Raw genomic sequence first — 25779 nt, forward strand, 5'->3', positions numbered from 1 at the left:
GCCCGCCATGACGATGCGGCGGATGCTGGTCATGGCGGGCGGCGCGGTGGTTCCCATCGCCCTCATCTCGATCCTCCTGGGCAACCAGTGGGTCGTCGACGCGATCAACGACAGCGGGCTCCACTGGGACGAGGGCATCGCACCGCCGCTCTACTGGCTGCTCTTCCCGGCGTGGCGGCTGACTCCCGGCGAGGGCCTCTGGAAGTACGTCGTGGTGCTGGACATCGGCCTCGTGCTGTTCTTCGTCCTGCTGATCCTGCTCGCGGTGGCGGGCGCCCGCGCCGTCGACCCCGAGCGCGGCGCGATCGGCGCGGTCGTGACCGGCTGGTGGGCCACGACCGTCGCGGCGGGCATCGCGGGGTTCGTGGTGGGCGTGTTGATGCGCTTGGTGCTGGACATCACCAGCGACAGCGGCTCGTTCGTCTTCAACTCGCTCACCCACGGAGCGAGTTTCGGCTTCGCCTACGGCTGGCTCGCGGGGTTCGGCATGCTGCTGGGCTACTTCGTGGGCCGCCCCCGCGGCGCGGCGGCGCAGCAGCCCGGCCAGGTCGGGCAGCCGGGGCAGTACGTCCAGCAGCCCGGCCAGTACGGGCAGCCGCAGCCCGGCATGCCGATGCAGCAGCCGTCCTACGGGCAGCCGATGCAGCAGCCGATGCAGCCGCAGCCGATGCAACAGGGCGTCCCGTATGTGCCGCCGCAGGGGCAGCCTCAGCAGCAGGCATGGGGCGGCATGCCCCAGCAGCCCGCGCCGCAGCCGTACCCGCCGCAGCAGGCCGCGCCGCAGCAGTTCGGCGCCGCGCCGATGCCGCAGCAGGCGCCGCCCGTCCCGCAGCAGGCGTCCGCGCCGCCGCCCGAGCAGGCGCCTCAAGCGCCCGCCGAAGCACCGGCCGAGGCCGGGCAGGACGCGCCCGAGGACGCCGCGCCCCAGAACGACGCGCCTAACGACGAGCCCAAGGACGACGCGCCCAAGGGTGACACGCCGGAGGACGACGGCCTCGGCCTCGACGACCGGACGGTCATCGACCGCAAGCGGGACGGCGAGGGCGCCTGACCCGCGGCCCGACACCGGCGGCCCGACCCCCGCGCGCACGACGCCCACCGGCCTGCGAGAATCGGCGCATGCGCGTGTTTCTTGGATCCGACCATGCCGGCTTCGAACTGAAGGAGCACCTGGTCTCCTGGCTGAAGGAGAGCGGGCACGAGGCCGTCGACTGCGGCGCGTTCGTCTACGACGCCGTGGACGACTACCCGCCGTTCGTCCTGCGGGCCGCGCAGCGCACGGCCGCCGAACCGGGGACGCTCGGCGTCGTGATCGGCGGGTCCGGCAACGGCGAGGCGATCGCGGCCAACAAGGTCAAGGGCGTGCGGGCCGCGCTGGTCTGGAACGAGGACACCGCGAAGCTCGCCCGCGAGCACAACGACGCCAACGTCATCGCGCTGGGCGCCCGCCAGCACGACCTGGCCGCCGCGACGCGGTTCCTGGAACTGTTCGTCGGGACGGCCTACTCCAAGGAACCGCGCCACACCCGCCGGATCAGGATGCTCAGCGCCTACGAGCACACCGGCGAACTCCCCCCGCTGCCGCGCGAGGGCTGACCGGCCCCGGCCGGGTCAGAGACCGTTCTCCGGCGGCTTGCGGGCGGCGGCGCCGCGCTTGTCCTGGCGGCGCCGCTCGTTCTTGGCGGCCTTGGTGCGCTTGGCGGGTTCGGCGGCCTTGCCCGGGGCGGGCGCGGCGGCGGGCGGTTCCTCGCCGTCGGGGCGGGGACGGGACACGTCCCGCGCACGCATCGCCGCGTCCACCGTGATCCGCATGCCGGGCTGGACCATGCGCCGTCTCCTCTCACCGCGACACCGTTCTCCCCAGGACACCATGTGTCCCGTTGGTGACACATACCCATATAAAACGAAGCTGGACCGTTGCAAGGGGTCATGGCTGCCCCGGATACCGACCGGCCGGGGTGATTGCTCGATACAGTGCCGGAGTCATGCTTCAACGACTGGTGCAGCTCCTTCCGCCGCGGGTGCGCGCCGTGCTGCGCAGGATTCCCCTGCTCGTGGCGCTGTACCGGTGGGCCAGGCAGGGCAAGCTGACCAGGGAGCGGTACGTCTTCGCCGTCCTCGCGGTCCTCGCGATCGCGATCGGGCTCGCCACCACCAGCGAGTCGCGCGGCCTGGCCCCGTCCGGCGCGCTGGTCCTGGTCGTGCTCGGCGGCGGGCTGCTGCTGAAGGTGCGCAGCCTGGTCGCGCTGCTCGGCGTCGTCGTCGCGATGACGGCCTACAACGCCTGGCAGGACGTGGCCGCCATCGGCCCCGGCATGATCGCCACGCTGACCATCACCGCGGTGCTCGCGCTGACCCTGGCCCGCACCCGCCAGCAGCTCGGCGTGCAGGGCCTGCGCGGCGACTCGATGCTGCTGGAGCTGCGCGACCGGCTGCGCCGGCAGGGCGAGATGCCCGAACTGCCGGACGGCTGGGAATCGCAGGTCGTGATGCTCCAGGCAGGCGGCTCGTCCTTCGGCGGCGACTTCGTGGTGTCGTCCTTCGACGGCGACAGCCTGGAGGTGGCCCTCGTCGACGTCTCCGGCAAGGGCACCGACGCCGGAACGCGGGCGCTGATGCTGTCGGGCGCCTTCGGCGGCCTCCTTGGATCGATCCAGACCGACCGGTTCCTGCCCGCCTGCAACGTCTACCTGCAGCGCCAGCGCTGGGACGAGGGCTTCGTCACGGCCGTGCACGTCGTCGTCGACCTGAAGACGGGGGAGTTCACGGTCGAGTCGGCGGGCCATCCGCCGGCGGTCCAGTTCGACGCGAGCAGCGGCGAGTGGCGGGTCAGCTCCGCCAAGGGCGTGGTGCTCGGCGTGGTGCCCGACCTGAACTGCGTCCCGGAGCGCGGCACGCTGCGGCCCGGCGACGCGCTGCTCCTCTACACCGACGGGCTGGTGGAGTCGCCCGGCAGCGACCTGGACGCGGGGATCGACCGGCTGCTCGGCGAGGCGGAGCGGCTCGTCCCGCAGGGCTTCGGGCGCGGCGCGCGGGAACTGGTCGAGACGATGGCCGCGACCCGTGACGACGACTGCGCGCTCGTGCTGATCTGGCGCACCTGACGCACCTGACCCGCCGTCCGGTCGCCCGGCGCAGCCTCAGCCGCGCTTGTGCCTGCCTTTGTGCTTGCCGTGCTTCGGTTTGTGCTTCACCTTGTGCGACTTCGCCGGCGGCCGCTTGGCCGTGCCCGGCTTGATGACGCTCGCCCGTTTCGGCGACGCGGGCGACGCCGACGGCGTCGACGGGACGGGCGTGGACGGCCTCGGCGGCGCGTCGCTCTTCCCCTGCGTGAGCCCGGCGATGATGGCGCCGATCAGGATGGTGCCGGCGGCGGCGCCCGCGCCCGCGAGCAGCCGGGTCCGGGTGGACGACCTGGCGCCGGCCATGCCGGGCGGTGTGAACGCCTTGGTGTCGGCCCCCTCCCGGTCGGTGGGCGGCGGACGGCCCGCCCGTCCCGGCCGGGCCCGGCGCGGACGCGGCGCAGGGTCCGCCTCCGGCCATTCGCCGACGTGCGGCTGCGGCTGCTCGACGAGGGCGAGCAGCAGGTCGGACGCGCTCGGACGGTCGGCGGGGTCGGCCGCGAGCGCCGACCGGACGGCGGGGACGAGCGATTCCGGCAGCCCGTCCAGGTCGGGGTCGCCGGTGCGGAGCGTCGCCGGGTCGCCGCCGATCGGCATCTGGCCCGTCCCGGCGTGGGCGATGAGGCACCCCCAGGCGAAGATGTCGGCGGCCGGGGTCGCGGGCCCGCCGACGAGCACCTCCGGCGCCATCCAGCCGGGCGTGCCGAAGACCTTGCCGGAGGCCGCGGCCGCGTTCGGGGAGTCCCGGCCGCTGGCGATGCCGAAGTCGATGACGCGGCAGCCGGACAGCGTGAGCATCACGTTGGCGGGCTTCAGGTCGCGGTGCACCAGCCCCGCGGCGTGGATGGCGGCGAGCGCGGACGCGACGCCGACCGAGACGCCGTGCAGGTCGGCGGGCGGCAGCGGCCCCTCGCAGACGAGCCGGTCGTGCAGCGAGATGCCGCCGACGTAGTCGGTGACGAGATAGGGGCGGCCGTTCTCCTCGCCGTGCGCGAGGACCCGGGCGGTGCAGAACGACGCGACCCGGCTCGCGAGGTACGCCTCGTCCTTGAACCGGCGGCGGTAGACGGGGTCGCCGGCCAGGTGCGGGTGGATCGTCTTCACCGCGACGCGCCCGCCGGACACGGGGTCGGCGCCGAGGTAGACCGTCCCCATGCCGCCCGACCCGAGCCGGCCCAGCAGCGTATGCCCCGCGACCTGGCGCGGGTCGGCGGGTTCGAGCGGCCTGATGTCTCCGTCCATGGGGCGTTCCCGGCTCCCTCTGGTATCTCCTGTCCGTCCAATCCCCGTTCGGCGGCAGATTATGGCCGGTTCCTGCAGGAAGTCCGGAAACGCGATTGTCACGCCGATGTAGCACCGCGTGCACCGGAGGAGTGCAGAGTGGGGAGCAGTTCGGCAGCACGACCCGGCCCCCGCGATCCTCCTCGGCGCACGGGCAACGGGCGGCTGGCGGCACCGAAGGCGGTGCCCGTGCGGACGGCTCCCCAGGGGTGGGAGGCGCCGTCCGCACGGGCGCCGGTCCGGTCCGCGGTGAAGGTTTCGCAGGGCAATGACCTGGTAAGACCTCTGCTGCGTCAACCCCCCGGCGTGTGCGAGCCGGTCAGGGGGAGGGGCGCCGGGGTGCGGATCTTCGGGGACCTGCTGTCGCCGTCCCGCTGGTCGGTGCGGACCCGCGTGACGGCCGCCGCGACCCTCCTCACCGGCGTGCTCCTCGTCGTCGGCATGGTGCTCTTCTACCAGGCCGTCCGGAGCACGGTGTTCGAGGGACTGCACGACCAGGGGACGCTCGTCGTCGCGGACCTGGCCACGATCGTCACCGAGACCGACCCGCGCGGGTCGCTGGCCGTCCTGGACCCCGATTTCACCCTGCTCCAGGTCGTCAGCGGGGAGGGCGAGGTGCTGGCGGCGAGCGAGTCCCTGCACGGGCGCGGCCCGCTGAGCGTGCCGGAGCCGCGGACGGTGGGCCGGCGGGAGTACCGCACCGTCAAGGTGCAGGGCAACGCCAACGTGTACCTCGTCTCGGAGAAGCTGGTGACCCGCGAGGGCGTGCGGATCGTGTACGCGGGCGCGCCCATCAACGAGTTCACGCAGTACCGGGGCGCGTTCATCGGGCTGCTCGTGATGCTGGCGCTCGCCGCGACGGCCGCGGTCGGCTGGATCGTGTCGCGGGCGGTGCGCCGGGCGCTGCGGCCGGTGCGGGTGATGAGCGCCGAGCTGGCGCAGATCACCGGCGGCGAGTCCGACCGCCGGGTCACCGTCCCGGGCCCGAACGACGAGGTGTCGGACCTGGCCGAGTCGGTGAACGTGACGCTGGACCGGCTCGCGGACGTGCTGTCCCGGCAGCGCGCCTTCGTCGCGGACGTCTCGCACGAGCTGCGCAGCCCGCTGACCGGGCTGCGCGCCCAGCTGGAGGTGGCGCTGGAGCATCCGGAGGACGAGGACTGGCCGGCGGTCGCGCGGGCGGCGCTCGGGGACGCCGACCGGCTGCAGGGGATCGTCGGCGACCTGCTCATTCTGGCGAGGCTGGGCGCCGGGGTGCACGTCGAGCGGGAGCGCGTCGACCTCGGCGAGCTGGTGCGCGCGGAGGCGGGCCGGCGGGTGCGGCGCGTCCCGGTCGAGGTCGACGCCGCCGCGGGCGTCACGGCGCGGGTCGCCCCGCGCCACCTGACGCGGGTGCTGACGAACCTGCTGGACAACGCGGAGCGGCACGCGGCGTCGCGGATCTGGGTGACGGTGGCGGCGGAGGGGCGGGAGGCCGTGCTGGAGGTCCGCGACGACGGGCCGGGCATCGCGCCGGAGGACCGCGAGCGCGTCTTCCGGCGGTTCCAGCGGCTGCCCGAGGGCCGGGCGCGGGACGCCGCCGGCACCGGCCTCGGGCTGACGATCTCCCGGGACATCGCCGGCGCGCACGGCGGGACGCTCGTCGTCGCGGACAGCGACCGGGGCGCCCGGTTCGTCCTGCGCATCCCGCGGGACGCGCCGTAGCGCGCTACGGCGCGGCCAGCGGAGGGCGGCGCGCCGCGTGCCGGGTCGCCTGCTCGAACGCGTGCCCGATCTGCAGGACGGCGAAGTCCGCGCGGTGCGGCCCGACGATCTGCAACCCGACCGGAAGCCCGCCGTGCTCCTCGGAGGTGAACCCGGCCGGCACCGACAGCGCGGGGCTGCCGGTCGCCGAGACGAGGAAGCACGACCGCATCCACTCCAGGTAGTCGGGCATGGGGCGCCCGGCGACCTCGGCCGGGTACTCGATCGCGGCGTCGAACGGCGGCACCTGGCTGACCGGCAGGAGCAGCGCGTCGTACCGCTCGAAGAACTCCCGGACGCGGTGGAACAGGGCGGTGTGCAGGGTCTCGGCCCGTCCGAGGTCGGCGCCGGTCAGGGTGCGTCCGGCGTCGATGTTCTCCGCGAGGGACGCCTTGACCTCGCGGCCGGAGCCGCTCCCGGCGGCGCGGCGCTCGTCCAGGAGGGGGCGCAGGGCGATGTCCCAGTGCCAGGCCCGCAGCGTGCGGAACACCTCGTCGGCGCCGGACAGGTCGGGGGACGCCTCCTCGACCGCGCAGCCCAGCTCCTCGAACACCTTGACGGCCGGTTCGAGGACGCCGGTGACGGCCGGGTCGACGGGGACCGCCCCGCCGAGGTCGGGGGACCAGGCGACGCGGAGCCCGGACAGGTCGCGGTCGAGCGGGCCGGCGAACGCCGAGCCGGGCGTGTCCAGCGCGATGGGGCTGCGCGGGTCGGGGCCGGCGAGCACCGACAGCAGCAGCGCCGCGTCCGCGACCTCGCGCGCCATCGGGCCCTGCACGCTCATCGCGGCCCAGCCCGCCGGGACCGGCCAGGACGGCACCCGACCCGGCGAGGGGCGGAATCCGACCACGTTGCAGAACGACGCGGGGTTGCGCAGCGAGCCGCCCATGTCGCTGCCGTCCGCGAGCGGATGCATCCCGCAGGCCAGCGCCGCCGCCGCGCCGCCGCTGCTGCCGCCCGCCGAGCGGGACGGGTCGTAGGGGTTGCGGGTCAGCCCGAAGACGGGGTTGAAGGTGTGCGAGCCGGCGGCGAACTCCGGCACGTTCGTCTTGCCGAGGGTGATGGCCCCGGCGGCGCGCATCCGCTCGACGACCAGCTCGTCCTCGTCCGGGACGTGGTCGGCGAAGATCGGCGATCCGGACGTGGTGCGGATGCCGGCGGTGGCGTGCGTGTCCTTGTGGGCGATGGGCAGGCCGTGCAGCGGGCCGGGCGGCGCCCCGCCGGCGAGCCGCTCGTCGGCGTCGCGCGCCTGCTCCAGCGCCCGTTCCGCGACGAGCGTGACGATGGCGTTGACGTGCGGGTTCGTGCGCTCGATCTGGTCCAGGTGCGCCCGCACGACCTCGCGCGCGGACAGCTCGCGGGCGCGGATCCGGCGCGCCAGCTCCCGGGCGGACGCGAAGCAGATCTCCTCGGACACGTGCCCTCCTTCTCCGCCGGGTCTCCTGCCGGGCACCTCCCAGTGTCCACCCCCGGATGCGGGGCGTCCCGGCCCTGCGGCCATCATGCTGGGAGGACCGGCGGAAGGGGCGGCGTGGCGGGACGGGTCGGGGCGCGCGAGCTGCTGCGCCGCGTGCTGGACGAGGGCGCCTGGACGTCCTGGGACGAACCGCCCGCTGGGGAGCCGCCTCCCGCGTCCCCCTACGGCAGGGACCTGGCCGCCGCCCGGGAGCGCAGCGGATGCGACGAGGCCGTCCTCACCGGGGAGGGCCTGCTGCGGGGCCGCCGCGTCGCGTTCGTCGTGTCGGAGTTCCGCTTCCTCGCCGGCTCGATCGGCCTCGCCACCGCCGACCGGATCGTCGCGGCGGTCGAGCGCGCCACCGCCGAGCGGCTGCCGCTGCTCGCCGCGCCGTCCTCGGGCGGCACCCGCATGCAGGAGGGGACGGCCGCGTTCGTCCAGATGGCCCGCATCACGGCTGCCGTGGCCGCGCACCGCGCCGCCGGGCTGCCGTACCTCGTCTACCTGCGGCATCCCACGACCGGCGGGGTGTTCGCCTCGTGGGGGTCGCTCGGCCACGTGACGGCCGCCGAGCCGGGGGCGCTGATCGGCTTCCTCGGCCCGCGCGTGTACGAGGGCCTGTACGGGGAGCCGTTCCCGCCCGGCGTGCAGGTCGCCGAGAACCTCGCCGCGAAGGGCCTGCTGGACGCCGTGGTCGGCATCGGCGATCTCGCGGAGGTCGCGGCGCGGGCGCTGAACGTCCTGTGCGGGAGGCCGCCTTCGGCGCCGGTGCCCCGACCTCCGGAGGACGTGCCCGACGTGCCGGACGTGCCGGACGTGCCGGACGTGCCGGCGTGGGAGTCGGTCGGACGGTCGCGCCGCTCCGACCGTCCGGGCGTCCGCGAACTGCTGCGGCACGGCGCGGCCGACGTGACCCCGCTGTCGGGCACCGGGCAGGGGGAGGCCGACCCCGGACTCACGCTCGCCCTCGCCCGCTTCGGCGCGGCGCCGTGCGTGCTGGTCGGCCAGGACCGCGGCAGCCAGCGCGCCGGCCACCCGCTCGGCCCGGCCGGGCTGCGGGTCGCGCGGCGCGGGATGCGGCTGGCCGCCCAGCTCGGCCTCCCGCTGGTCACCGTGGTCGACACGCCCGGCGCGGTCCTGTCGGCGGAGGCGGAGGAGGGCGGGCTGGCCGGCGAGATCGCGCGCTGCCTCGCCGACCTGATCACGCTGCCCGCGCCGACGCTCTGCCTGCTCCTCGGCGAGGGCACCGGCGGCGCGGCGCTGGCGCTGCTGCCCGCGGACCGGGTCCTCGCGGCCCGGCACGCCTGGCTGTCGCCGCTGCCGCCGGAGGGCGCCTCCGTGATCGTCCACCGGACCCCGGCGCGCGCGGACGAGATGGCCGCGTCCCAGGGCGTCCGCTCCGCCGACCTGCTCCGCGACGGCATCGCGGACGTCCTGGTCGACGAGCGCCCGGACGCCGCCGACGAGCCCGCCGCGTTCTGCCGCCGCGCCGCCGCCGCGATCGAGGCGGGACTGTCCGGCCTGGCGCCCGGCGGAGCGGCCGCCCGCCAGGCCCGGTACCGCCGCGCCCGCTAACGTCGGGGCCCATGACCGAGATCGCCACACGGGACGGCTACGACGCCGTCGCCGTGCTGTACGCCGACATGTTCCGCAACGTCCTCGACGACCTGCCCCTGGACCGCGCGCTGCTCACCGCGTTCGCGGATCTCGTCCGCGGCCGGGGCCCGGTCGCCGAGCTGGGCTGCGGCCCCGGCCACGTGACGGCGTTCCTGCACTCCCTCGGGCTGGACGCGTCCGGCGTCGACCTGTCGCCCGCGATGATCGCCCAGGCCCGCGCCGACCACCCGGACCTGCGCTTCGAGGAGGGCACCATGACGGCGCTCGACCTCCCGGACGGCGGCCTCGCGGGCGTCCTCGCCTGGTACTCGATCATCCACCTGGAGCCCGCCGAGGTCCCGCGCGCCTTCGCCGAGTTCCACCGCGTCCTGGCCCCGGGCGGCCACCTGCTGCTGGGCTTCCAGTCCGGCGGCGGGCACGAACCGGAGGGCTTCGACCACAAGGTCGTGCGGGCCTACCGGTGGCCGATCGACTCCGTCGCCGACCTCGGCCGCCGGGCGGGGCTGACCGAGGTCGCCCGGCTGCTGCGGAGCCCGACCGAGATCGAACGCTTCCCGGCCGGCCACCTGCTGCTCCGCAAGGACTAGAAGCCGGTCACGTCCGCGGCTCGTCCGCGGCATCGCGCGGCCGGGCCGCTCCGGGGGAGCCCGGCCGGCGGTGCCAGGGACGCGTCCGGCGCAGCCGCCGCCTGCCGCGATGCCCGCGGGGGACGAACGACTGGACGACCGCGACCGCCGCCATGGCGCCGACCAGGACGAGGGTGCAGGCGGCGACCCGGTGGATCCGGCACTCGCGCGGGGCCTTCCGGCCCGCGAGGCCCCGGACGTTCGCGGAAGGCCCGGTCGGCGCGGTCTTCTCGGCCATGGTTCGCTTTCCCGTCCTCTATCGCCTCGTCTCTTTGGACCACAGTTTGTCACAAGTTGACTACCGAGTGCATCGTGGAAACCTCTTACGTCCGCCGCCGCCCGGCCGCTAGGTTGTCGGAAAACCGACGGTTCGGGAGGCGTTGCCGTGGCCGAGCACCCTGAGATCGACACGACGGTGCCGCATTCGGCACGGGTGTGGAACTACCTCCTCGGCGGCACGGACAACTACGAGGTCGACCAGCGCGCCGCCGAGCAGTTCCGCGCCGTGTTCCCGCCGATCACCGACATCGCCCTCGCCGACCGCGCCTTCCTCGGCAGGGCCGTCCGCCACCTGGCGGGCGAGGCGGGCGTCCGCCAGTTCCTCGACATCGGCGCCGGCCTGCCGACCATGGACAACACCCATGAGGTCGCCCAGCGCGTCGCCCCCGGCGCGCGGATCGTCTACGTGGACAACGATCCCCTGGTGCGGACCCATGCCCGCGCCCTGCTCGGCGGCACCCCCGAGGGCGCCTGCGACTACGTCCACGCCGATCTGCGCGATCCGGGCGACATCCTGGCCAAGGCCGCCGGGACGCTCGACCTCGACCGGCCCGTCGCGATCATGCTGCTGGGCATCATGCACTTCGTCCACGACGACGCCGAGGCCCGGCGCCTCCTCTCCGCGCTGCTGGACGCCGTCCCGTCCGGCAGCCATCTGGCGGTCACGCACGCCACCCTGGACTTCGACGAGGGCCGGACGGCCCAGGCGGACGCCCAGCAGGACTGGAACGAGAAGTCGGCCAACCCGATGGTGCCGCGCACACGCGACGCCGTCACCCGCTTCTTCGACAGGCTGGAACTCCTCGACCCGGGAGTGGTCTCCATGTCCCGCTGGCGGCCCGACAACAGCCCCGGTGGCGAACCCGCCGAAGTCCCCGGCTACGCCGCCGTGGCCCGCAAGCCCTGACCCGACTTCCCCGCGCGGGCGGAGGCTGAGCGGCCGCCGGGGCGCGGGAGGCTACCGGAGAGTACGGTTGGCGGAACCCCCTGGGCTTGGAGGACGGTATGGCGTCGTTGGCGGAGATGGTGCCCCCCTCGGTGGCGGGACGGATGCTGCGGAGCGTCTTCGCGCTGCCGGAGCCGGTCAAGCGGCTGATCGCCGGGGCGCCGGTGCACCGGGACGGGCAGCGGCTGGCGCTGGACGCGCAGCTGCTGCTGCTGATGATGCGGCTGGAGGGCGAGCGGAGGCTCGGCGGGGCGAGCGTCGGGGCGGCGCGGGCCGGGCTCGCGCGGACGAAGGTGCTGCTGCCGAAGGTCCCGGCGCGTCCGGTGGCGGCGCGGACGGTCGACGCGGGCGGCGTGCCGGCCCGGCTCTACACGCCCCGCGGGCTCGCGGAGGGGTCGCCGCTGCTCGTCTTCTACCACGGCGGCGGATGGGTCATCGGCGACATCGACACCCACGACTCGGTCTGCCGGTATCTGGCGGTGCACGCCGAGGTGCGGGTGCTGACGGTGGAGTACCGGCTCGCCCCCGAGCACCCGTACCCGGCGGCGGCCGACGACGCGCTCGCCGCCTACGAGTACGCGGCCGGGCATGCCGCGGAGCTGGGCGCCGACCCCTCGTCCATCGCGGTCGGCGGCGACAGCGCGGGCGGCAACCTCGCGGCGGTCGTCGCGCTGCTGGCCGGGCGCACGCCCGACTTCGCGCTGCTGTTCTACCCGGCGACCGACTTCTCGGTGCGGCGGCGGTCGCGGGAGCTGTTCGCGGAGGGCTTCTACCTGACCGACGCGGACATGGTCTGGTTCGCCGACCACTACTGCCCACAGGAGCGCCGCGCCGAGGTGAAGGCGTCGCCGATGCTGGCCGCCGACCTGGCCGGGTTCCCGGCGACGTACCTCGTCACGGCGGGCTTCGACCCGCTGCGGGACGAGGGCGAGGAGTTCGCGGGCCGGCTGGAGAAGGCCGGGGTGCGCGTCGCGCTGCGGCGGCAGGAGGACCTCATCCACGGGTTCGCGAACACGTGGTCGCTCGGCGGGCGGTTCCAGGAGGCGCTGTCGGAGGCGGCCGGGGCCCTGCGCACCGGGCTGTACGCAGGGCCGCGCGGCGCGGGCCGGGGCGGGACGGACTAGAGCGGCAGGCCGGTGAAGACCATGACCTTCTCCTCGGTGTAGTCGGCCATCGCCGACCGCAGGCCCTCGCGTCCGACGCCCGAGTCCTTCACGCCGCCGTACGGCATCTGGTCGGCGCGGTAGGACGGGACGTCGCCGACGACGACGCCGCCGACGTCCAGCTCGCGGTGCGCGCGGAACGCGATGTCGATGCTCCGCGTGAACACGCCCGCCTGGAGGCCGAACTTGGAGTCGTTGACGAGGGCGAACGCCTCGTCGACGCCGTCCACGGGCTGGACGAGCATGACCGGCCCGAAGACCTCCTCGCGGGAGACCTTGGCGTCGGCGGGGACGCCGGCGAGCACCGTGGGCGCGTACGCGGCGCCCTCCCGGGTGCCGCCGGTCAGGACCTTCGCGCCCGCCGCGACGGCCTCGTCCACCCAGGTCTCGACGCGCTCGGCGGCCTCCCGGCTGACGAGCGGGCCGACCTGCGTCTTGTCGTCCCACGGGTCGCCGGTGACGAGCGAGGCGACCGTGTCGACCAGCTTCGGCACGAACTCCTCGTACACGGACCGGTCGACGTAGACGCGCTGGACGGCGATGCAGCTCTGCCCGGCCTGGTAGTTGCCGAACAGCCCGATGCGCGCGGCGGCCCAGTCGAGGTCGGCGTCCGGCAGGACGACGGCCGCGCCGTTGCCGCCGAGTTCGAGGGTGACGTGCTTGCGCGGCGCCCGGTCGTTGATCGCCCAGCCGACGGGGACCGAGCCGGTGAACGACACGATCGGCAGGCGCGGGTCGTCGACGAGCGCGGGCGCGCGGTCGTTCGGCACGGGCAGGATCGAGAACATCCCGGCGGGCAGGGCGGTCTCGGCGAGCAGCTCGCCGAGCAGCAGCGCGGACAGCGGCGTCGCGGGCGCCGGCTTGAGGACGATCGGCGTCCCCGCCGCGATCGCCGGCGCGATCTTGTGCGCGGCGAGGTTGAGCGGGAAGTTGAACGGCGAGATGCCGAGCACCGGGCCCTTCGGCACGCGGGTGATGTAGGCCATCCGGCCCTCGGCGGCCGGGTCGGTGTCGAGCCGCTGGGTGGTGGCGCTGAAGCGGCGGGCCTCCTCGGCGGCGAACCGGAACGTGGAGATCGCGCGGGTCACCTCGCCGCGCGCCCACAGCAGCGGCTTGCCGTTCTCGGCGGTGATCAGCCGGGCGATCTCCTCGGCGCGCTCGGCGATCCGCGCGGACACGTGCGCGAGCGCCTCGGCCCGTACGTGCAGGGGCAGCGCCGCGGCCTCCCCGCGCAGCGCGTCCGCGGCGGCGATCGCCTCCTCCACCTGCGCGGGCGTCGGGACGGCCGCCGTCCCGACCACGCGGCCGTCGTAGGGATGCGTAACGGTCAGCTCACCGTCACCGGTCTCGGGCCGGCCGGCCAGCCAGAATGGGGTCACGTTCATGCCGTTCACGCTAGTGCCGGGGGACCCGATTGCGAGTCTCCATCGTGTCCAATCCGGCCGGCCCGGTTGGCCGTGACGGCGAGCGCGATCCACAGCTCGGCGCGGACGGCCGGATCGTCGGGATCGCGTCCGAGGAGCTCGGTGGCCTTGCGCATCCGCGCGCGGAGGGTGTGCCGGTGGACGCCCAGCGCGCGGGCCGCCGCCTCCCCCTGCCCGTTGGCCGAGACATAGGCCCGGACCGTCTCGATCAGGTCCTCGTTCCGGAGCGGTGCGAGAAGTGTGTCGGCGAAGGCGTGCGCGAGGCCGGGCTCCAGGAGGCCGAGGAGGCCCTGCCCCGGGAGGTCGGCGTAGTGGAGCACCTCCTGGTTCGTCTGCCTGGCCGCCGCCAGCGCCTCCTCCGCCTGCCGCAGCGCCGCGGCCAGGTCGCCGGACGCGGGGGCGCTCACGCCGATCGGGCCGGTGCCCGCCAGCAGCGCCTCGACCGCGTCGCCGGCCCCGTCCGGGACGATCACGGCGCAGTGCCCGCCCAGCGGCAGCGCCGGGCAGTGCGCCCCCGCCGGGTCGGACTCCAGCGCGTCCAGCACGGCGGTCCCGCCCGCGCAGGCCAGGACGCGGACCGGCCCGCGCGGCACCGAAGGCCCCGCGCCGGGACGTCCGAGCAGCAGCGCGGCGAGGGAGGCCCGCAGGTCGCGGCCGGTGCGCGGGGTCTCCGACTGGAGCGTCAGCAGCGCGACGGCCGCGCCGGCGATCGTGTGCGCGGCGGGGGGCAGCGGCGCGTCGGTCCCCACGGCGAGGAACCCGCGCGGGCGCCCGCCGAGCCCGATCCGCTGCACCGCCGTGTGGCCGTCCGGGACGGCCAGCGAGACGCTCGCGGCGGAGCGGCGGCGCAGCCGGGCCAGCTCGGACGCGAGGGCCCCGGCGCGGCCGCGGGCGCTCGCGGGCTCCGCGTGCTGGACGGCCCCGGACGCGTCCAGCAGCAGCGCCCATCCGCCGAGCAGCCGCGCCAGCCGGGTGACGAGCGCGCCGGGCCCGGTGAGCGCGGCGCGGGTCAGCTCCCGCTGCGCCGCGAACGCGCGGGTGACGTCCTCGTACCACTCGGCGGCGAGCATCCGCGACACGGCCTTGCCGATCGCGATGAAGGGGGTGGGCCGCGGCACCTCCAGCAGGACGAGCCCCTGGTCGCGGGCCGCCGCGAGCAGCTCCGCCGGGACGGTCTCGTGGATGACTCCGACCGCGAACCCGAGGCCGGTGACGCCCCGCCCGACCAGCCGGGACACGTACGCGGCGGCGTTCGCCGGGGTCAGCCGCATGCCGGTGGTGAGGACGAGCTCGCCGCCTTCGAGGAACGGGGTCGGGTCCTCCAGCTCGCTGACGGCGACCCACACGACCGGTGCGTCCGGCAGCGGCCCGGTGCGGGAGCGCAGGCCGAGCTGGGGGAGGGCCGCCACGGCGGCCAGCATGGGCGGCATCGGCAATCCCTGTGCAAAGTGTCCATCTCGGGGAGCGGATTTCGCCGTCCCGTACGGTTCATCGTATGCGCCGCCCGGCTTATGTTCAGGCACATGACCAGCCAGGACTCTGCCCTTGGGGCCAGCGGCGGCAGGCTGCCGCAGGAACGCCGCGTCGTGACCGAGATCCCGGGGCCGCGCTCCCGGGAACTGCAGGAGCGGCGGGTGGCGGCGGTGCCGCCGGGCGTCGGCAGCGTCCTGCCCGTGTACGTGACGGACGCGGACGGCGGCGTGATCGTCGACGCCGACGGCAACTCCCTGATCGACTTCGGCTCCGGCATCGCGGTGACGAGCGTCGGCAACGCGAACCCGCGGGTCGCCGCGCGGGTGAAGGCGCAGGCCGACCGGTTCACCCACACCTGCTTCATGGTCGCGCCGTACGAGTCGTACGTGGAGGTGTGCGAGAACCTCAACCGCGTCACGCCCGGCGGCCACGAGAAGCGGTCGTTCCTCGTCAACAGCGGCGCGGAGGCCGTGGAGAACGCCGTCAAGATCGCGCGGTACGCGACCGGGCGGGACGCGGTCGTGGTGTTCGACCACGGCTACCACGGCCGGACGCTGCTGACGATGACGCTGACCGCGAAGAGCATGCCGTACAAGAACGGGTTCGGCCCGTTCGCGCCCGAGGTGTACCGGATGCCGCTGGCGTACCCGTACCGCTGGCCGACCGGCCCGGAGAACTGCGGGCCGGAGGCGGCGGCGCAGGCGATCGACCAGATCACCAAGCAGATCGGCGCGACGAACGTCGCCGCGGTGCTGATCGAGCCGATCCTGGGCGAGGGCGGGTTCATCGAGCCCGCGCCGGGGTTCCTGCCGGCGCTGGCCGCGTTCTGCCGCGCGAACGGCGTCCTGTTCATCGCGGACGAGGTGCAGACGGGCTTCGCGCGCACCGGCGACATGTTCGCCTGCGAGCACGAGGAGATCGTCCCCGACATCGTCGCGACCGCGAAGGGCATCGCCGGCGGGCTGCCGCTCGCCGCCGTCACCGGACGCGCCGACATCATGGACAAGGTGCACGGCGGCGGACTCGGCGGCACCTACGGCGGCAACCCGCTCGCCTGCGAGGCGGCCCTCGCCGTGCTGGCGGAGATCGAGGACGGCAAGCTCGCCGGGCGGGCCCGCCGGATCGGCGAGATCATGCTGCCCCGGCTGCGCGACCTCGCCGCCGTCCACCCGGCGATCGGGGACGTGCGCGGCCGCGGCGCGATGATCGCGATCGAGCTGGTGCGGCCGGGCACGAAGGAGCCCGACCCCGAGCTGACCGCGCGGGTCGCGGGGCGCTGCCACGAGCGCGGCCTGCTCGTGCTGACGACCGGCACCTACGGCAACGTGCTGCGCTTCCTGCCGCCGCTCGTCATCCCCGAGGACCTGCTGGCCGAGGGCCTGGACGTCCTGGCGGAGGCGTTCGAGGAGTGATCCGGGACGGCCCCGCGGGCGCGGGGTCAGCCGGCGTCCGCCGCGAAGTCCTCCTTGTAGAGGTCGGCGAGGATGTCGTAGGAGCGCAGCCGGTCGGCGTGGTCGAACACCTGCGTCACCACCATGACCTCGTCGACCGCGGACCGCTCGATGAGCGCGTCGAGCTGCGCGCGGACGGTCTCGGGGCCGCCCATCACCTGGTCGGCCAGCCGCGCGTCGATCATCTGCCGTTCCAGCGGCGTGTACGGGTGGGCGGCGGTCTCCGCCGGGGTCGGCAGCGGCCCCGGGCGGCCCTGCCGCAGCCGCAGGAAGCCGAGCGCCTGCGGGGCGGCCAGCTCGCGCGCCCGCTCGTCGGTCCCGGCGGCGGTGACCGAGACGCCGATCATCGAGTACGGCTCGTCCAGCGCGCCGGGACGGAACGAGTCGCGGTACAGCGCCAGCGCGGGCACGGTGTTCTGGGCGCTGAAGTGGTGCGCGAACGCGAACGGCAGGCCGAGCAGCCCGGCGAGGCGGGCGCTGTAGCCGCTGGATCCGAGCAGCCAGATCGGCGGCTCGTTCCCGGCGGCCGGCGTCACCGTGCTGGCCGCGCCGAAGTAGTCGCGCAGCTCGACGACCTGCTCGGGGAAGTCGTCCACCGACAGCGCGTCGGGGGAGCGGCGCAGCGCCCGCGCGGTGGCCTGGTCGGTGCCGGGCGCGCGGCCGAGCCCGAGGTCGATGCGGCCCGGGAACAGGGCCTCCAGCGTCCCGAACTGCTCGGCGACGACCATCGGCGCGTGGTTCGGCAGCATGATCCCGCCGGACCCGACCCGCATCGTGGACGTGGCCGCGGCGACCTGCCCGATCAGCACGGCCGTCGCCGAGCTGGCGATGCCCGGCATCGCGTGGTGCTCGGCGAGCCAGTACCGGTGGTAGCCGAGCCGCTCGGCGTGCCGGGCCAGGTCGAGGGTGTTGCGCAGCGCCTGGCCGGACGTGGAGCCGCTGACGACGGGGGCGAGATCGAGGACGGAGAAGCGCACGGTCATACCGTGTGCCAACCCGCCGGACGGCGGTCCTCTTCCCGGCGGCGCTACGCGAGCAGCTGCACCGCCGCGACGACGACGGAGGCGGCGGCCCCCAGCGCGACGGGGACGGCGACGCAGGCCCACGACCAGTTCACGAGGGTGCGGGCCCGCGCCGGGTCCTCGGCGAACCGGGTCTCGGCGCGTGCGTACAGCAGCGCGGCCACCACGACCAGCGGCACGAACACCACCATCGTGAAGAGGCCGAGGATGAACGCGGCGATCTGCCCGGGGCGGGTGTAGGTCCCGTCGGGGCCGATGCCGAAGGCGAGCGCGGGGGTGGCGGGGGCGGGGGCGGGGGCGGTCTCGGTCATCTCAGCGCACCGATCACTCGAAATGTGATCTGGATCATACGCGTGGTGATCGCCGTGCGCGAGGGGCCGGCCGCCGGTTTCCGGCGGCCGGCCCGGTCGGCGTCAGCGCAGGTTCAGCCCCAGCAGGACGGGGTCGTGGTCGGACGAGCGGAACTCGTCCGGCCGGTAGAACCGCGCCGGGTTGAACTCGGTGTTGTAGTCGAGGAACACCGGCTCGTCGCTGTTGACGTGCCAGATCGTCGCGCCCGTCACGCGCCGCGACAGGGACCGTCCGGCGAGCGCGTGGTCCAACTCGCCCGACTGCCCGTCGAACACGTAGCTGTACCGGTCGCCGGGGCGGACGAACCGCGGCGTCTGCGAGACGAGCCCCGCGCCGGTGAGCGTCTTCACCGGGTCCTCGGCCGCGTAGGCGTTGAGGTCGCCGACGACGAGCGGGTTCTCGGCGCCGTCCGCGATCGCGCCGATCGCCTTCGCCTGCGCGACGCGGCGGGCGTTGTAGCAGCCCTGCCCGTCGCCCTGGTCGGCGTCGGGGCCGGCGGCGTCGCCGCAGCCCTTCGACTTGAAGTGGTTCACGATCATGGTGAACGCCGTCCCGCCGGACGCGGGCCGGAACGCCTGCACCAGCGGCGGGCGGTCGAAGACCGGGTCCTGCGACGACCGCGCCGCGCCGACCGGGGTGACCTTCGCCGGCTTGTAGACGAGCGCGACATGGATCTCGTCCGTCCCCGGGTACGGGTGCCGCACCCACGCGTACGTCCCGGCGCCGGCCTCCCGGTTCAGCCGGTCGACGAGCGCGCCCACGGCGGTGTCGCCGTTGTTCTCGACCTCCATGAGCCCGACGACGTCGGCGTTCAGTCCCTTGAGCGCGGCGGCGAGCTTGGCGAGCTGCCGCTCCTGCTCCGCGGCGGTGTCGGCGCCGCGCCTGCCCGGCGTCGTGAACCAGTTCAGCGTGTTGAAGCTCGCCACGCGCACGTCGCCGCCGACGCGCGCGGGCCGGTCCGGCCGCGGGTTCGCGGGGGCGAACCGCGCCGTCTCGGTCGGCTGCAGGCGGTACTCGCCGAACCCGTGGTCGAGCACGCCGGTGAGCCCCTGCGCCGAGTCGCCGATCCGCAGGACGCGCGGGTCGGTGTACGGGATCGCGTCCGGGTTCTGGACGTTCGACGCGTCGTCGACGAGCAGTTTCCGCGCGTCGTTGCGCGCCTGCGTCGAGCCGTGCCCGTCGGTCGGCTGGAAGAGCCGGCCGCCGGCGGAGACGGTGGCCTCCCCGTACCGTCCGAGCCGGTAGACCTCGGTGGCGGTGAGCCGCTGCTGGAACCGCAGCAGCATGCCCTCGTACCGCTCCCGCTGGGCTGCGCCGTCCAGCGGGAGCCGGACGCGGGCCGGAGCGATCCGCCCCGTGCCGCACACGTCGACCGCCGAGACGGGCGACAGCTCGGTGAGCCCGTTGTACTCGACGGCCTGGCCGGTCACGAGGACGCGGTCGCCGACCGCGGCCTCCCGGGTGGAGTAGACGAAGATCCCGTCGGACGTGCGCGGGTCGCGGTCGGGCGTCGGGTCCTGGACGAAGAACCCCTTGAGCTGGTCGGACCGCTGGAAGTCCGCGGTCACCACGCCTTCGACCCGGACGGTCCGCCCGGCGAGCGGGCTCGCGTCCCCGCCGCCCTGGACGTCGGCGATCTGGTGGTCGGCGGGCGTGCCGCAGGCGGGCGGCTCCGCCGCGGCGACCGGCTGCACGCCGGCGGCGAGGCCGGCGGTCAGGACGGTCGCGAGTGCTGCTGCTGTTCGGCGCATGGCGGGAGAGTAGGGCGCGGCCTCGGCGAGGGTGCGAACCGTTAATGAAGACTCCACCAATTTGCAACGGATTGTCGCAATCTTGGGTGCGGCTCGACCTCCGCTTTGCGAAACGCCGTGCGGGCGCGCGGGGATAACCGGCTGGAGGCGCCCCCCGCAACGCCGGAACGAAGCCGCACAAAAGGAGAGCCGTGACCGAGTCGCCGGTCGGATCCGAATACGCCCGCACCAGGGACGTCGTGGCGGCCGCGGCCGTGCTCCTCGCCCTCACGGCCGTGCTGGTGGTCGTCCTCGTCCAGGTGTGGCCGCCGTCCCCGCGCGTCGCGCCGGACGGGCGCACCGAGATCCCCGCGCTCAGCACGACCGTCCGCCTGCCGGGCTGGTCGCCCACCGTGTCCCGCGAGACGAGCCTGTTCGTGGTCGTCATGGCGGCGGGCGCGCTCGGCGGCGTCGTGCACGTCCTGCGGTCCTTCTACTGGTACGTCGGGAACCGGGCGCTGCGCCGCAGCTGGCTGGTGATGTACCTGCTGCTCCCGCTCGTCGGGGCGCTCTTCGGGATGATCGTCTACCTGGTGCTGCGCGGCGGGCTGACCTCGCCGGCGGGCGGCGCCGCCGACATCAACCCGTACGGGATGGCGGCGATCGCCGCGCTCGTCGGGCTGTTCTCCCAGGAGACCGCCGAGAAGCTCCGCACCGTCTTCGGGACGCTCCTCGCCCCCGCGCAGCCGGGCCGCGACCAGGCGCTCGCGCCGCGCGTCATCGCGGTCGAGCCGGTGAGCGGCCCGCCCGGCACGGCCGTCACCGTCCGCGGCAGCGGCCTCGCGGCCGCGACGGCCGTCCGCTTCGGCCCCGCCCGCGCGCCGGTCAGCGACGTGACGGACACGCTGCTGCGGACGGCCGTCCCGGCGGGCGCGGCCTCCGGCTGCCCGATCGTCTACACCCCGGCGGGCAGCGCCGCGGGCCCCGAACCGTTCACCGTCGAGTGAGCCGCGCCGGGGTGAGCCGCGCAGAAGTGAGCCGCGCCGGGTGGGCCGCACCGGGTGGGCCGCGCCGGGTGGGCGGGCCTACTTCGCGTCGCGCCAGTGGGCGTGCCAGGCGTCGTAGGCGGCTCCGGGGAAGACGCGCGGCAGTTCGGACGTGGGCAGCCGGCCCAGCTCGGCGCCCGTCCGCGCGACGCCGAACTGCCGGTCGCTCGCGTAGCCCGTGCGGCGCAGGCTCTTCGGCCCCGCGACCAGGCAGGTGTAGCGGGGGCCCGGCAGGTCGCCGTCCGGGATCGCGGCGCCGACCGCGAGGCTGTTGGACACCGTCACCCAGGCCCCGAGCTCCGCGATCTGCCGTTCGGCGCCCTGCTCCTCCCAGCGGTACTCCAGGATCGGCTTGGAGAAGATCGGGACGAGCAGGTGCGACACCCCGCAGGCCAGCAGCTCGCGGTCCCAGCGGATCGACCGTCCGAGGTCCTCGCAGATGAGCACGGCGAGCCTGCCGAGCGAGGAGTCGAGCACGCCGATCCTGCGGCCGGGCCGGATGTGCTCGGCGGCGGTGCCCGCGTCCGGCGCGTCCGGCAGCCGCCACAGCCGCATCTGCGGGGCGTCCAGCGTGAACCCGGACATCTTGTCCTGGACGAGCAGTTCCCGCCCCGTCCAGCGGTCGAGCAGGACGGCGCGGTTGGGCGGCGGGTCGCCGCCGCCGACCGGCCCGCTGCCGAGCAGGATGAACCGCAGCGGGCGCCGGTCGCGGTCGCGCGCGGCCGTGTCGAACGCGACCTCCTTCCAGTGCTCCAGAAGGGAGTCCGACAGCGACGCCTCCGGCATCACGGCGAGCTGCGCGCCGGACTCGTCCAGCCGCCGGACGATCGCCTTGATCCGGCTGCGCAGCCCGGAGGAGTCCATCGGGCGGATCCGGTAGACGGCGGCCCCGTCCAGCTCGCCGAACTCGATCTCGACGTCGTCGTAGGTCTCCAGGACCGGCGCGCAGCCGACGGCGACCGGCTCGTCCCGGCTGAAGTGCGGGTCGTGCACCGCGGGCAGGATGGCGTGGTCGAGCAGCTCCCATTCCGCCTGCGGGACGCGGTGGACGCCGAAGAACTCCGCCTTCGACCGCAGCCCGCGGGGCCGGCCGGGGAAGGCGCAGCGGGGGAGCAGCGCGCCGGTCGTCCCCGGCCCGTTGTACTTGCCCTCGGTCAGGTAGGCGACCAGCACGGCCGCCAGCGCGGGCGCGTCGTAGCAGGGGGCGTACGGGCTGGCGTGCGCGAGCGCGGTGTCGAGCCCGAGCAGGATCGTGAACCGCCCGAGGTCGCCGCGCCCGGCGACGATGCGCTCGGTCGTCCCCGGGTCGAGGACGCCCCGCTCCAGCACGATCTCGGCGATGTCGTTCGCGCGCCGCCGCACCCGCTCGTCCTCGTACCAGTGCGTGGCCGTCCAGTCCTGGAACACGTCGTCGGAGATCGCGTCGTAGAGCCGGACGAAGAGATCAGCTGGTTCGGCCGGATAGACGGCTGCAGCCAACTGATCCTGCATAAGCGCCCCCGGGGGATTGACAAGCACGGTTACGGGTGGTGCGTCGATGCTAACTCTCCCGGGCGTCGCGCACCGTGTCGTCGGCAACAGAGTGTGGTCGCCTGGAGCGGCAGGATCACTTGACAATCACTTGGCATGACCTCACTCTGGAGGTGTCCGGCGTTGCTCGTCGACCCAGGAGTGAGCCGTGAACGCGATCACCGACACCGCATCCGCCGACCGCGACCGCCGGACCGAGATCCGGCGCCTCATCGACGCCATGGAACACGCCAAGGTCATCAGCGACGGCCACTTCTCGGCGCTCGGCATGCTGATCACCGACGCCTCGCTGAGCGCCGACGAGCCAGCCCTGACCGAATGCCAGGACGGGCTGCAATGGCTGCACCGCCACCACCTCGACGCCGACGCCCTCGACGGCCCGCAGCGCGAGCAGCGCGGCCGCATCCTCGGGCTGATCGACGTCGTGCACTGGGCGCTGAAACGGCTCCCGTCCGGCCTCCAGCTCGCCCTGCAGCCCGACGGCTACGCGGCGCGCTTCCTCGTCGCCGTGTCCCGCCGGCAGGGCATGTCCAACCAGCAGCTCGCCGCCGAGCTCGGCGCCGACGAGACGGAGGTCAGCCGCGTCGGCCGCAGGCTGCTGTCGGCGGGCGTCGTGTGGCGCCGCAAGGAGTGGCGGCACAACGCGTGGGATCTCACTCCCCGCGGCCGCCACTACCTGGAGACGTCCGGCCTCCTGACCGCGGGCTCCGAACACGACCCGCCCGCCGAGCGGCCCCGCCGCTCCCCGGACGGCGTCCCCCGCCGGGACGGCCCGGCCGGCGCCGGGACGGCCCGTCCGTCCCCGCCGCCGGACGAGCCCCGCCCGTCCGGCGGCTGAGCCCCGGGCCGCTCAGGAGCGGCGCGCCAGCGGCAGCGCCAGCAGGATCACGGCGGCCGTCAGCGCGAAGGCGGCGGGATAGCCGGTGTGCGCGGCGGCGACGCCGAACACCGCGCCGCCCACGCCCATGCCGCCGTCGTAGCCGATGTTCCACAGCGCGCTGACCGTCCCGTAGCCGGACGCGGGCGCCCGCTCGTACATCATCGCCAGGCTCGCGTTCTGCGCGACGCCGAAGCCCGCGCCGAACAGCGCCATCGAGGTGAACACGGCCGCCGGGTGGGGGACGAGGAACAGCAGCGCGACGCCCGCCGAGGCGGCGGCGACGGCGGGCATCAGCAGCCGGGCCGCGCCGTGCCGGTCGCCCGCGCGGCCCGCCCACCAGCGGGCGGCGGTGGTGGCGGCCGGCTGGACGAACAGCGCCGCCGCCGCGACGCCGCCGGACGGCACCGCCTCCGGCAGGAACGTGATCAGGATGCCCGCGGCCATCGCCGTCGCGGCGAACGCGGACGCCGGGCGCAGCAGCGCCGGCGACCGCAGCCCCGCGACGACCCCCAGCGGACGCCGCGGCGACGCCGCCGCGACCCGGCCCGGGATGCCCGGCAGCACCGCGAGCGCGGCGAGCGAGACGACCGCGCTCGCGATGAAGACGGGCGGGTAGCCGATCCGGTCGGCGAGCCACACGCCGAGCGGGAGCGCGAGCACCGCCGGCGCCCCCGAGGTGATGCCGAACAGGCCGAGCGCCTCGCCGCGCCGCTCCGCCGGGGCGAGCACCGCCACCAGCGCGTTCGGCACGACCACGGCGACGCCGAAGCCGAACCCGCGCACCAGGCTGGTCAGGACGATCATCGCCGTGCCGGACGAGAGCGGCAGCGCGAGTGTCGGCAGCGCGAGCAGCAGCGTGCCCGCCGCGAGCACCGTCCGGTACCCGAACCGGTCGATCAGGCGGGGCAGCGCGAGTTCGGCGAGCACCGTCGTCAGCATCAGCGCGCCCGTGGCGAGTCCCGCGCCGGTGCGGCCCGCCCCGCCGTCGACCGCGTACATCGGGACGACCGACAGCAGGAGGAAGACCCCCGCCAGGCTCGTGAAGGTGGCCGCGAACACCAGCGCCAGCGGCCGGGTGACCAGCCGCGGGCGCGGGGCGCGGGTGCGCCCGGCGTTCCGGAGTGACTCGCTCATGAAAGCGACATTAGGGGACCGTCCGGACGGTCCGGTCGCCGAGCGGAGCTCGTCCGTCGGACGGTGGCGGGCGGGGGCTGGAGGACGGTTGTTGAGTTCGTTGCTAAGAACGGCGTCCGACCATGTGAGAAGAGTTCATTCCGCGCGGCGGACATGATCGGCACAGTCGTCAGGGTTCGGTTTCCAGTCCACTCCTGGAGCGAGAATGCGTCTCCGTGCCGTGATCACCTCCGCCGTCCTGGGCGCGGCCCTGGCCGTGCCCGTCGCGGCGCCGCCGGCGGCGGCCGCGCCGCCGGGCTGCACCGCCAACGACGCCGAGATCTACGCGGCGCCCCCGGCGACGGTGCCGGGGAAGCCGGGCGACCTGCTCGCCTGCCGCCCGGCGAAGCTGACGAACATCCCCGGCGACGTGCCGATGAAGGCGTGGAAGGTCCGGTACGTCTCGACGGACGCCAAGGGCGCGAAGAACGTGGTGACGGGGACGGTCGCGGTCCCCGACGCGGCCTGGACGAAGGGCGGCTCCCGCCCGACCGTCGCGTTCAACCCCGGGACGCTCGGCTCCGGCCTCCAGTGCGCGTTCTCCAAGCAGCTCGCCGGACAGTACGTCGACATGTACGAGGGCGGGAACCTGCAGCTGTTCCTCAAGGCCGGGTACGCGGTCGCCGCCACCGACGGCGCCGGGTACCTCGACGGGCAGGTCCACACGTACATGATCGGCGCGAACGCGGGGCACGCGCTGCTCGACGTCGTCCGGACGTCCCGCCAGGTCCCCGGCGGCACGCTCACGGCCGACGGCAAGGTCGGCATCTCCGGATACTCCGAGGGCGGCGCCGCCGCCCTGTGGGGAGCGCAGCTCGCCGCGTCCTACGCGCCGGAGCTGGACGTGGCCGGCGCGGCGGCGGGCGGCGTGCCCGGCGACCTGAAGCTGACCGCGAAGCAGCTGAACGGCAGCTTCTTCGCGGGCTTCCTCGCGGACGCGCTCATCGGCCTGAACGCCGCCTACCCGGAGATGCCGTTCACCGAGCTGATGAACGACAAGGGCGCGCAGGCCATCAAGGACGTGAAGTCCAACTGCCTGTTCGGGACGCTCGCGGTGTTCCTCGGCGCCCGCATCGAGAACTTCACCACCGACAAGCTGAGCCTGGAGCGGCTCTACGCGCTCAAGGGACCGGGCGGCGTGACGTGGGGCGAGATCGTCGACCGGCAGAAGCTCGGCGTGGACGTCGGCACCCCGGCCTCGGCCGCCAAGTACAAGATCGGCTTCCCGGTCTTCCAGTACCGCGGCTGGCTGGAGGAGATCATCCCGCACGAGACCGAGGACGGCACCCGGCAGGCGTACTGCGCGGCCGGCATCAACACGACGTGGAAGAACACCTACCCGACCGAGCACCTGTCGACCGACTGGGGCGCCGCAGGGGACGTGGCGAACTTCCTCGGCGACCGGTTCGAGGGCAAGCCCGTCCAGGGCGACTGCTGACCGATTCCCCCCGCCGGCGGGCCGGGTC

General features: G+C 74.8%; 23 protein-coding genes. 12 read left to right on the forward strand and 11 right to left on the reverse strand.

The window, feature by feature from the left end:
* The first annotated feature begins 7 nt into the window (after positions 1–7).
* Both ACA511_RS13355 and ACA511_RS13360 read left to right on the forward strand, forming a co-directional pair.
* Positions 8–1051 (forward strand): hypothetical protein, encoded by a 1044-nt coding sequence (locus ACA511_RS13355; RefSeq protein ID WP_375024504.1) that lies wholly within the window; start codon positions 8–10, stop codon positions 1049–1051.
* 68 nt (positions 1052–1119) lie between these two features.
* Positions 1120–1596 (forward strand): ribose-5-phosphate isomerase, encoded by a 477-nt coding sequence (locus tag ACA511_RS13360; RefSeq protein WP_375024505.1) that lies wholly within the window; start codon positions 1120–1122, stop codon positions 1594–1596.
* 15 nt (positions 1597–1611) lie between these two features.
* Here ACA511_RS13360 and ACA511_RS13365 read toward each other — a convergent pair whose 3' ends face one another.
* The gene (locus ACA511_RS13365) at positions 1612–1827 is read right to left on the reverse strand and encodes a hypothetical protein (protein WP_375024506.1); all 216 of its coding nucleotides are present in this window, start codon (positions 1825–1827) and stop codon (positions 1612–1614) included.
* Positions 1828–1985: 158 nt separating this feature from the next.
* On the opposite strand from ACA511_RS13365, the gene ACA511_RS13370 reads away from it, so the two are divergent.
* Positions 1986–3104: a PP2C family protein-serine/threonine phosphatase gene (locus ACA511_RS13370; RefSeq protein ID WP_375024507.1), complete on the forward strand. Its 1119-nt coding sequence runs from the start codon at positions 1986–1988 to the stop codon at positions 3102–3104.
* A 36-nt stretch (positions 3105–3140) separates the two neighbouring features.
* On the opposite strand, the gene ACA511_RS13375 is transcribed toward ACA511_RS13370, so the two are convergent.
* The gene (locus ACA511_RS13375) at positions 3141–4364 is read right to left on the reverse strand and encodes a serine/threonine-protein kinase (protein WP_375024508.1); all 1224 of its coding nucleotides are present in this window, start codon (positions 4362–4364) and stop codon (positions 3141–3143) included.
* A 378-nt stretch (positions 4365–4742) separates the two neighbouring features.
* Here ACA511_RS13375 and ACA511_RS13380 point away from each other — a divergent pair, with 378 nt between their 5' ends.
* Positions 4743–6107 (forward strand): sensor histidine kinase, encoded by a 1365-nt coding sequence (locus ACA511_RS13380; protein ID WP_375024509.1) that lies wholly within the window; start codon positions 4743–4745, stop codon positions 6105–6107.
* Positions 6108–6111: 4 nt separating this feature from the next.
* Here the strand turns inward: ACA511_RS13380 and ACA511_RS13385 are convergent, their stop codons facing one another.
* Positions 6112–7563, reverse strand: coding sequence for an amidase (locus tag ACA511_RS13385; protein WP_375024511.1), 1452 nt, complete (start codon positions 7561–7563; stop codon positions 6112–6114).
* A gap of 114 nt (positions 7564–7677) precedes the next feature.
* Here ACA511_RS13385 and ACA511_RS13390 point away from each other — a divergent pair, with 114 nt between their 5' ends.
* A complete protein-coding gene (locus ACA511_RS13390; protein WP_375024512.1) occupies positions 7678–9177 on the forward strand; it encodes a carboxyl transferase domain-containing protein in 1500 nt (499 codons plus the stop codon).
* Positions 9178–9188: 11 nt separating this feature from the next.
* The gene (locus tag ACA511_RS13395) at positions 9189–9806 is read left to right on the forward strand and encodes a class I SAM-dependent methyltransferase (protein WP_375024513.1); all 618 of its coding nucleotides are present in this window, start codon (positions 9189–9191) and stop codon (positions 9804–9806) included.
* Between the two features lie 7 nt (positions 9807–9813).
* On the opposite strand, the gene ACA511_RS13400 is transcribed toward ACA511_RS13395, so the two are convergent.
* Positions 9814–10083 (reverse strand): hypothetical protein, encoded by a 270-nt coding sequence (locus ACA511_RS13400; protein WP_375024514.1) that lies wholly within the window; start codon positions 10081–10083, stop codon positions 9814–9816.
* Positions 10084–10230: 147 nt separating this feature from the next.
* On the opposite strand from ACA511_RS13400, the gene ACA511_RS13405 reads away from it, so the two are divergent.
* Both ACA511_RS13405 and ACA511_RS13410 read left to right on the forward strand, forming a co-directional pair.
* Positions 10231–11031 carry an SAM-dependent methyltransferase gene (locus ACA511_RS13405; RefSeq protein ID WP_375024516.1) on the forward strand — a complete coding sequence of 267 codons (801 nt, stop codon included), beginning with the start codon at positions 10231–10233 and terminating at the stop codon, positions 11029–11031.
* Positions 11032–11129: 98 nt separating this feature from the next.
* Complete coding sequence (locus ACA511_RS13410; protein WP_375024517.1) at positions 11130–12194, forward strand: alpha/beta hydrolase; 1065 nt, start codon at positions 11130–11132, stop codon at positions 12192–12194.
* Here the strand turns inward: ACA511_RS13410 and ACA511_RS13415 are convergent.
* Both ACA511_RS13415 and ACA511_RS13420 read right to left on the reverse strand, forming a co-directional pair.
* Complete coding sequence (locus ACA511_RS13415) at positions 12191–13618, reverse strand: aldehyde dehydrogenase family protein (RefSeq protein WP_375024519.1); 1428 nt, start codon at positions 13616–13618, stop codon at positions 12191–12193. The genes ACA511_RS13410 and ACA511_RS13415 overlap by 4 nt on opposite strands.
* A 5-nt stretch (positions 13619–13623) precedes the next feature.
* A complete protein-coding gene (locus ACA511_RS13420) occupies positions 13624–15087 on the reverse strand; it encodes a PucR family transcriptional regulator (RefSeq protein ID WP_375024520.1) in 1464 nt (487 codons plus the stop codon).
* A 93-nt stretch (positions 15088–15180) separates the two neighbouring features.
* Here ACA511_RS13420 and gabT point away from each other — a divergent pair, with 93 nt between their 5' ends.
* Entirely contained in the window at positions 15181–16542 is a 1362-nt protein-coding gene (gabT, locus tag ACA511_RS13425; protein ID WP_375024521.1) for a 4-aminobutyrate--2-oxoglutarate transaminase, read from the forward strand.
* Between the two features lie 26 nt (positions 16543–16568).
* On the opposite strand, the gene ACA511_RS13430 is transcribed toward gabT, so the two are convergent.
* The 3 genes from ACA511_RS13430 to ACA511_RS13440 all read right to left on the reverse strand — a co-directional run bounded on the left by ACA511_RS13430 (position 16569) and on the right by ACA511_RS13440 (position 19705).
* Complete coding sequence (locus ACA511_RS13430; protein WP_375024522.1) at positions 16569–17564, reverse strand: LLM class flavin-dependent oxidoreductase; 996 nt, start codon at positions 17562–17564, stop codon at positions 16569–16571.
* A gap of 44 nt (positions 17565–17608) precedes the next feature.
* Positions 17609–17914 carry a hypothetical protein gene (locus ACA511_RS13435; protein ID WP_375024523.1) on the reverse strand — a complete coding sequence of 102 codons (306 nt, stop codon included), beginning with the start codon at positions 17912–17914 and terminating at the stop codon, positions 17609–17611.
* Between the two features lie 102 nt (positions 17915–18016).
* Positions 18017–19705: an ExeM/NucH family extracellular endonuclease gene (locus tag ACA511_RS13440; protein ID WP_375024524.1), complete on the reverse strand. Its 1689-nt coding sequence runs from the start codon at positions 19703–19705 to the stop codon at positions 18017–18019.
* A gap of 191 nt (positions 19706–19896) precedes the next feature.
* Here ACA511_RS13440 and ACA511_RS13445 point away from each other — a divergent pair, with 191 nt between their 5' ends.
* Complete coding sequence (locus tag ACA511_RS13445) at positions 19897–20691, forward strand: IPT/TIG domain-containing protein (RefSeq protein ID WP_375024525.1); 795 nt, start codon at positions 19897–19899, stop codon at positions 20689–20691.
* Between the two features lie 78 nt (positions 20692–20769).
* On the opposite strand, the gene ACA511_RS13450 is transcribed toward ACA511_RS13445, so the two are convergent.
* Positions 20770–22209: a hypothetical protein gene (locus ACA511_RS13450; RefSeq protein WP_375024526.1), complete on the reverse strand. Its 1440-nt coding sequence runs from the start codon at positions 22207–22209 to the stop codon at positions 20770–20772.
* 199 nt (positions 22210–22408) lie between these two features.
* On the opposite strand from ACA511_RS13450, the gene ACA511_RS13455 reads away from it, so the two are divergent.
* Entirely contained in the window at positions 22409–23098 is a 690-nt protein-coding gene (locus ACA511_RS13455; protein ID WP_375024527.1) for a hypothetical protein, read from the forward strand.
* 12 nt (positions 23099–23110) lie between these two features.
* On the opposite strand, the gene ACA511_RS13460 is transcribed toward ACA511_RS13455, so the two are convergent.
* Positions 23111–24274: an MFS transporter gene (locus ACA511_RS13460; RefSeq protein ID WP_375024528.1), complete on the reverse strand. Its 1164-nt coding sequence runs from the start codon at positions 24272–24274 to the stop codon at positions 23111–23113.
* A gap of 205 nt (positions 24275–24479) precedes the next feature.
* Here ACA511_RS13460 and ACA511_RS13465 point away from each other — a divergent pair, with 205 nt between their 5' ends.
* Positions 24480–25751, forward strand: a complete 1272-nt coding sequence (locus ACA511_RS13465) for a lipase family protein (RefSeq protein WP_375024529.1) — start codon at positions 24480–24482, stop codon at positions 25749–25751.
* Positions 25752–25779 lie beyond the last annotated feature (28 nt).

The organism is Actinomadura sp. GTD37, from assembly GCF_041951365.1.
GTDB lineage: Bacteria > Actinomycetota > Actinomycetes > Streptosporangiales > Streptosporangiaceae > Spirillospora.